Origin of the sequence: Pseudomonas citronellolis (assembly GCF_029335315.1) — a bacterium.
GTDB lineage: Bacteria > Pseudomonadota > Gammaproteobacteria > Pseudomonadales > Pseudomonadaceae > Pseudomonas > Pseudomonas citronellolis_A.
The window spans coordinates 1-7,804 of record NZ_JARJLT010000217.1 but is presented as its reverse complement, the minus strand read 5'-3'; the positions used below and the strand labels follow the sequence as shown (position 1 = coordinate 7,804).

At 67.8% G+C, this 7,804-nt stretch carries 4 protein-coding genes; 1 reads left to right on the top strand and 3 read right to left on the bottom strand.

The window, feature by feature from the left end; all coding sequences use genetic code 11:
* Together P3W75_RS17315 and P3W75_RS17310 are read right to left on the bottom strand one after the other, a co-directional pair.
* The coding region (locus tag P3W75_RS17315; protein WP_276228543.1) for an SLC13 family permease at positions 1-557 on the bottom strand (557 nt) is incomplete at its 3' end.
* 94 nt (positions 558-651) lie between these two features.
* A complete protein-coding gene (locus P3W75_RS17310; protein WP_276228542.1) occupies positions 652-2,307 on the bottom strand; it encodes a thiamine pyrophosphate-binding protein in 1,656 nt (551 codons plus the stop codon).
* A 209-nt stretch (positions 2,308-2,516) separates the two neighbouring features.
* On the opposite strand from P3W75_RS17310, the gene P3W75_RS17305 reads away from it, so the two are divergent.
* Entirely contained in the window at positions 2,517-4,421 is a 1,905-nt protein-coding gene (locus P3W75_RS17305; RefSeq protein WP_276228541.1) for a M14 family metallopeptidase, read from the top strand.
* Positions 4,422-4,831: 410 nt separating this feature from the next.
* Here the strand turns inward: P3W75_RS17305 and P3W75_RS17300 are convergent, their stop codons facing one another.
* Positions 4,832-7,681 carry a valine--tRNA ligase gene (locus P3W75_RS17300; protein WP_276228540.1) on the bottom strand — a complete coding sequence of 950 codons (2,850 nt, stop codon included), beginning with the start codon at positions 7,679-7,681 and terminating at the stop codon, positions 4,832-4,834.
* Between the last annotated feature and the right edge of the window lie 123 nt (positions 7,682-7,804).

Sequence of the window (7,804 nt, the reverse complement as noted above, 5' to 3'; positions counted from 1 at the left end):
AGGATCACCAGGCCGATGGGGGTGAAGCTGAAAAAGCCGAAGCCCGGTTCGCCTTCGCGCACCAGCTCGCTGTGCACCACCATGTTCGGCGGCGTGGCGACCAGGGTCAGCATGCCGCTGATCAGCCCGGCGAAGCTCAGCGGCATCATCAGCCGCGCCGGCGACACGTTCAGGCGTCCGGCGACGCTGAGCACCACCGGAATGAAGATGGCCACCACGCCGGTGGAACTCATCACCGAGCCGAGGCCGGCCACCGCCAGCATCAGCAGCACCAGCAGGCGCGTCTCGTCGCTGCCGGCCTTGTGCGTCAGCCACTCGCCGATGCGGTAGGCCACGCCGGTGCGCACCAGGCCCTCGCCGATGACGAAGAGCGCGGCGATCAGCACCACGCTGGGGTCGGCGAAGCCGGCCAGGGCTTCCTGGGGCGTGAGAATGCCGGTCAGCGGCAGCGCGACCATGGCCAGCAGGGCCACCACATCCATGCGCGGGCGGTTGAGGACGAACAGCGCCACGGCGGTGGCGAGCAGGATCAGGACCCAGAGCAGTTGCGGATTCATGCGCTTCCTTAGCCGGCGAATCGGCGGGTATTGTGCCCAGCCGACGGGCGCAATGCCTTGATCCGATGCAGCTTAGCGAAGCCTCCCGCAGTTTTCAGGAAAGCCGCGCCACCGGGGTGATCTGCCGTGGGTCGGTGCGCAGTTCGATCAGCGCCGGCTTGCCGCTGGCGCGGGCGCGCTGGAAGGCGGCGGCGAAGTCCTCGGTGCGCTCCACCCGCTCGCCGTGGGCGCCGAAGGCGTGGGCCAGGGCGACGAAGTCCGGGTTGCGCAGCTCGGTCGCGCTGATCCGCCCCGGATACTCGCGTTCCTGGTGCATGCGGATGGTGCCGAGCATGCCGTTGTTGACCACGATGACGATCAGCGCGGCGCCGAACTGCACGGCGGTGGCCAGCTCCTGCGGGTACATCATGAAGCAGCCGTCGCCAGCGAAGCACACCACCTCGCGTTGCGGGTCGCGCAGCTTGGCGGCGATGGCGGCGGGGAAGCCGTAGCCCATGGCGCCGTTGGTGGGCGCCAGCTGGCTGCGGGCGGCGCGGTAGCGGTAGAAGCGGTGGACCCAGACCGCGTAGTTGCCGGCGCCGTTGCTGATCGCCGCGTCTTCGCCGAGGGTCTCGTCCAGGTAGCCGACCACCGTGGCGAGGTCCACCCCGCGCAGTTCGGCGGGGCTGGCCGGCGGCGTCGAGTAGGCCAGGTAGTCGGCGCGGGCCTCGGCCGTCCATTGCGCCCAAGGCTGCTGCTCCAGCGGCGGCAGGGCGGCGAGGGCGGCGGCGATGGCCGGCATGCCCGCCTGGATCGGCAGGTCGGCCTGGTAGACGCGGCCCAGTTCGGCGGCGTCGGGGTGCACGTGGATCAGTGTCTGTGTGGGCTTCGGACTCTGCACCAGGGTGTAGCCGGCGCTGGGCGTCTCGCTCAGGCGCGAGCCCAGCACCAGCAGCAGGTCGGCCTCCTGCACCCGCGCGGTGAGCCTGGGCGAGGCGCCGAAGCCGAGCTGGCCGACGTACTGGGCGTCGCGGTTGTCGTACAGGTCCTGGCGGCGGAACGAGGCCACCACCGGCAGCGCGTTGGCCTGGGCGAAGCGCTGCACGGCCTGGCGCGCCGAGGCGTCCCAGCCGGTGCCGCCGAGCACCAGCAGCGGCTTGCGCGCGCGGCCCAGCAGGCTGCGCAGTTCTTCCATGGCCACCAGCGTCGGCGCCGCCTGGGGAATCCGTGGCGGCGGGGCGTCGGCGACCTGCGCCGAGCCGAACAGCACTTCCTCCGGCAGGCCGATCACCACCGGCCCCGGGCGCCCGGACAGGGCCACGGCGAAGGCCTCGGCGACCACCTCGGGAATGCGCCGGATGTCGTCGATCTCGGTGGCCCACTTGGCCAGGCCGCCGAACATCTGCCGGTAGTCCACCTCCTGGAACGCCTCGCGGCCCTTGAAGGCGCTTTCCACCTGGCCGACGAAGAGGATCATCGGCGTCGAGTCCTGCTTCGCCGTGTGCACGCCGTTGGCCGCGTGGGTGGCGCCCGGCCCGCGGGTGACGAAGCAGATGCCCGGGCGCCCGGTGAGCTTGCCGTAGGCGTCGGCCATGTTCGAGGCGGCGCCTTCGTGGCGGGTGACGATGGTCTGGATCGAGCGGGCGTCGTGCAGCGCGTCGAGCACCGGCAGGTAGCTTTCACCGGGGATGCAGTAGACGGTGTCCACCGCGTTGCGCAGCAGGGCTTCGACGAGAATCTGGCCGCCGTTGCGGACGGGGAGGTCGGACATGGAATTCGGGCTCCTGTGGAAAGCGGCCGGCGCCCTCGACGCCGTGCCGGCGGGTCGATCTTCGGCGCAAAGCCGGGGTCGCGCCAAGCGAGCTTTCTTCGCAAGGTCATTCCACGCCGGAATGACGCCTGCGACAACCGGTCCGCTCGGGCGCGCGGGCCATGGTCTAAGGTTTCCGGGCCATGGCTCACCGCGAAAGGAGGCACCCCATGCGTCATCCAGGATTCCGCCCGCTGTCCGCCGCCCTGCTGCTCGGCGCCGGCCTGCCGGCCCTCGCCGCGTTGCCGCAGGCGCCCGGCTACATCGACGATAGCGCTTACCCGGCTGCGGCCAAGCAGCGCATCCTGCCGGCGATGTTCGAACAGAAGCTCGCCAGCACCCGCTACCTGGCCAAGCCCGACGACCCGCTGATCACCCTGGCCGAGTCCAGCGGCTTCAAGCAGACCAGCGACTACCACCAGACCCGCGACTACCTGAAGAAGCTCGCCGACGCCTCCGCCGGCAAGCTGCAACTGAGCGAGCTGCCGGAGAAGAGCGCCACCGGCGAGCCGATGCTGCTGGTGACCGCCTCCGGGGAGGCCGACAAGTCCCCGGCGGGGCTGAACAAGTCGGGCAAGCCGACCCTCTTCATCGAAGCCGAGATCCACCCCGGCGAAGCCAACGGCAAGGACGCCATGTTCATGCTGCTGCGCGACATGACCGCCGGCGCCAAGCCGCTGGCCGGGTTGCTGGAGAAGGTCAACATCCTCTTCATCCCCACCGTGAACGTCGACGGCGACCTGCGCCGCAGCCCCTACGGGCGGATCAACCAGAACGGCCCGGAGGTCACCGGCTGGCGGGTCAACGGCCTGAACTACAACCTCAACCGCGACTTCACCAAGCTCGACAGCGCGGAAATCCGCAACGTCGCCTGGGTGTTCAACCAGTACGACCTGAGCTTCTTCGCCGACACCCACTCCACCGATGGCGCCATGTACCCCTACGACAGCTCCTACTGCCACAACGGCAACGGCTGGTCGCCGGCGTCCAGCCAGTGGATGGAGGAGGTCATGCGCGGCCCGGTGTACAAGGAACTGGAGGGCGACGGCCACGTGGTCCACGAGTGCATCAGCCTCAACGACAACCAGGACCCGGCCAAGGGCTACTACCCCTACCGCACGGACCTGGCGCGCTTCTCCAACCAGTACGGCGACATCCGCAACGTGCCCTCGATCCTCATCGAGCAGCACGCGCTGCACCCCTACGAGACCCAGGTGCTGGGCAACTACGTGATGCTCAAGGCGATGTTCCAGGTGATCGGCGACCACGCCGACTCGCTCAAGGCCGCCATCGCCAAGGACCGCGAGCGCCTGCTGGCGCAGAAGGAGGTCACCCTTACCTGGAAGCCGGGCAAGGAGCAGCACACGCCCTTCATCGTCGGTGACTACCACTATGAGCAGTCGCCGATCACCGGGGCCAAGACCATCGTCTGGAGCAACAAGCCGAAGAAACTGGAGGTGCCGATCAGCGACAACTCGGTGCCCGACCTGGTGGTCAAGCGGCCGAAGCAATACGTGGTGCCCGCGCAATGGAGCGAGGTGATCGCACGCCTCAAGGCCCATGGCATCCGGATGAAGACCCTGGAGCAGGCCACCGCCATCGAAGTCACCCTGCAGCGCATGGACGACATCAAGCTGGCCGGCGGCTTCGAACCGGACCGCGCCGCCGCCAACGAGATTCCCGGCTACGAGGGGCACCTGCTGGTCAGCGGCACCGCCAAGCCGTTCCAGCGCCTGCAGACCTTCCCGGCCGGCTCGGTGGTGATCGACACCGACCAGCCGCTGGGCGTGCTGGCGGTCAACCTGCTGACGGCGGAGAGCCCGGACTCCTTCTGGTCCTGGGGCTTCTTCAACTCCACCCTGGTGGTCGCCGAGGAGCCGGAGGAGTACGTGATGGAGCCGATGGCGCGCAAGATGCTCGCCGAGGACCCGAAGCTGGCGGCCGAGTTCGCGAAGAAGCTCAAGGACGACAAGGCCTTCGCCAAGGACCCGCACGCGCGGCTGGAGTGGTTCTACCGGCGTACGCCGTTCTACGACGTCAACGCCTACGTCTACCCGGTGGGCGCGGTGTTCTGAGGGGCAGGGGCAACGCACTTGCGTACGACCCCCACCCGTCACTCTCGCGAACGCGGGAGCCCAGAGACTCTGGATCCCCGCGTTCGCGGGGACGACGGGATCGGTTATGTGCGTTTGTAGGATGGGTCGACGAAGCGATACCCATCGCCACGGCTGAGGCGCCGGGCCTCTGTAGGACTCCGTCCGCGATGGCCCAAGCACTGGCCCTGTCGGCGCAATCGCGGATGAATCCGCTCCTGCGACCGCAAACCGTAGGGCGCATAACCGTTCGCGGTTATCCGCCGCCGGGCAACGGCGGATAACGCCGTGGGCGTTATGCGCCCTACGGAGGGGCGGATCGCCGTAGTCAGGAATACCTCTGTGCCAGAAAGCACAAGGCCCGCATTCGCGGGCCTTGTGGATGACGCCTGTTACAGGCTGGCGATCTTCTCGCGCTGCTGGACCAGGTTGGTCACCGCCTGCTCGGCCTCGGCCAGCTTGGCGCGTTCCTTCTCGATCACTTCCGGCGGCGCCTTGGCGACGAAGCCTTCGTTGGACAGCTTGCCGCCCACACGCTTGACCTCGCCTTCCAGGCGCTGGATTTCCTTGTCCAGGCGGGCCATTTCGGCGGCCTTGTCGATCAGCCCGGCCATCGGCACCAGCACCTGCAGCTCGCCCACCAGCGCGGTGGCCGACATCGGCGGCTCTTCGCCTTCGTCGAGCACGCGGACGGTCTCCAGTTTGGCCAGCTTCATCAGCAGCGGTTCGTTGTCGGCCAGGCGGCGATGGTCCTCGGGGGAGGCGTTGTTCAGCACCAGGTCGATGCGCTTGGCCATGGAGATGTTCATCTCGCCGCGAATCTGGCGGATGCCCAGCATCAGCTGCTTGACCCACTCGATGTCGCCTTCGGCGGCGGCGTCGATCTTCGCCTCGTCGGCGACCGGCCAGGGCTGCAGCATCAGTGTCTCGCCGCTCTTGCCGGCGGAAGCCTTGATGCGCTGCCAGATTTCCTCGGTGATGAACGGCATGAACGGATGCGCCAGGCGCAGCGCGGTCTCCAGCACGCGCACCAGGGTGCGGCGGGTGCCGCGCTGGCGCTCGATGGGCGCGTTCTCGTCCCACAGCACCGGCTTGACCAGCTCCAGGTACCAGGCGCAGTACTCGTCCCAGATGAACTCGTAGAGGGCCTGGGTGGCCAGGTCGAAGCGGAAGGCGTCGAGCTGGCGGGCGACTTCGATCTCGGTGCGCTGCAGGGCGGAGATGATCCAGCGGTCCACCGCGGACAGCTCGACCGGCTCGCCGTTGACGCCGGTGTCCTGGCCATCGGTGTTCTCGATGACGAAGTTGGCGGCGTTCCACAGCTTGTTGCAGAAGTTGCGGTAACCCTCGACGCGACCCATGTCGAACTTGATGTCGCGACCGGTGGAAGCCAGCGAGCAGAAGGTGAAGCGCAGGGCGTCGGTGCCGAAGCTGGCGATGCCTTCGGGGAACTCGGCGCGGGTCTGCTTGGCGATCTTTTCGGCCAGCTTGGGCTGCATCATGCCGCTGGTGCGTTTTTCCAGCAGGGCGTCGAGGGTGATGCCGTCGACGATGTCCAGCGGGTCGAGCACGTTGCCCTTGGACTTGGACATCTTCTGGCCCTGGCCGTCGCGCACCAGGCCGTGGACGTACACGGTCTTGAACGGAACCTGGGCGGTGCCGTCCGCGTTCTTGATCAGGTGCATCGTCAGCATGATCATCCGGGCGACCCAGAAGAAGATGATGTCGAAGCCGGTGACCAGCACGTCGGTGGGGTGGAAGGTCTTCAGGTACTCGGTCTGTTCCGGCCAGCCGAGGGTGGAGAAGGTCCACAGGCCCGAGCTGAACCAGGTGTCCAGCACGTCCTCGTCCTGGCGCAGCGCGGCGTCGCCGAGGTTGTGCTTGGCGCGCACTTCGGCCTCGTTGCGGCCGACGTAGACGTTGCCGGCCTCGTCGTACCAGGCCGGGATGCGGTGGCCCCACCACAGCTGGCGGCTGATGCACCAGTCCTGGATGTCGCGCATCCAGCTGAAGTACATGTTCTCGTACTGCTTGGGCACGAACTGGATGCGGCCGTCTTCCACGGCGGCGATGGCCGGTTCTGCCAGCGGCTTGGTGGAGACGTACCACTGGTCGGTCAGCCACGGCTCGATGACGGTGCCGGAGCGGTCGCCCTTGGGCACTTTCAGCGCGTGGTCGTCGATTTTCTCCAGCAGGCCCTTGGCCTCGAAGTCGGCGACGATCTGCTTGCGCGCGACGAAGCGGTCCAGGCCGGCGTAGGCGGCCGGCAGGCTGGCGTCGACATCCGGGTTGACGCTGCCGTCGAGCTTGAACACCTGGGCGGTGCCGAGGACCGCGGCATCCTTGTCGAAGATGTTGATCAGCGGCAGGCCGTGGCGCTTGCCGACTTCGTAGTCGTTGAAGTCGTGGGCCGGGGTGATCTTCACGCAGCCGGTGCCGAACTCGCGGTCGACGTAGTCGTCGGCGATGATCGGGATGCGCCGGCCTACCAGCGGCAGCTCGATGAAGGTGCCGATCAGGGCCTGGTAGCGCTCGTCTTCCGGGTGCACGGCGACCGCGCTGTCACCCAGCACGGTTTCCGGACGGGTGGTGGCGACCACCAGGTGGTCCTTGCCGTCCGCGGTCTTGTGGCCGTCGGCCAGCGGATAGCGCAGGTGCCACAGGTGGCCCTTCTCGTCGTGGTTCTCCACTTCCAGGTCGGAAATGGCGGTGTGGAACTTGGTGTCCCAGTTGACCAGGCGCTTGCCACGGTAGATCAGGCCATCCTCGTGCAGGCGCACGAAGGCTTCCTTGACCGCTTCGGAGAGGCCGTCGTCCATGGTGAAGCGCTCGCGCGACCAGTCCACCGAGGAACCCAGGCGGCGAATCTGCCGGGTGATGGTGCCGCCGGACTGCTCCTTCCACTCCCAGACCTTCTCCAGGAACTTCTCGCGGCCGAGGTCGTGACGGGCGATACCCTCGGCGGCCAGCTGGCGCTCCACCACCATCTGGGTGGCGATGCCGGCGTGGTCGGTGCCCGGCTGCCACAGGGTGTTGCGGCCCTGCATGCGGCGGTAGCGGATCAGCGCGTCCATGATGGCGTTGTTGAAGCCGTGACCCATGTGCAGGCTGCCGGTGACGTTCGGCGGCGGGATCATGATGGTGTAAGGCTCGCCGGAACCCTGCGGGGCGAAGTAGTTGTTCTGCTCCCAGGTGGGGTACCAGTGGGATTCGATGGCGTGGGGCTGGTAGGTCTTGTCCATGAGCGCGGCGGGACCCTGTAAGCGGCTAGACGGAAAACCGCTGAGTATAGCGTCTGCCGAGGGCTGCCGGCCACCGGCGATCAGGGGCGCGGGAAGGGAGCGGTTCGGCGCGGGCGGGAGGTC

Bases quoted from the DNA above. Each gene is read 5' to 3' on its own strand.
- P3W75_RS17305 (WP_276228541.1), top strand. From the start codon at position 2,517: ATGCGTCATCCAGGATTCCGCCCGCTGTCCGCCGCCCTGCTGCTCGGC.
- P3W75_RS17300 (WP_276228540.1), bottom strand. From the start codon at position 7,681: ATGGACAAGACCTACCAGCCCCACGCCATCGAATCCCACTGGTACCCC.
- P3W75_RS17310 (WP_276228542.1), bottom strand. From the start codon at position 2,307: ATGTCCGACCTCCCCGTCCGCAACGGCGGCCAGATTCTCGTCGAAGCC.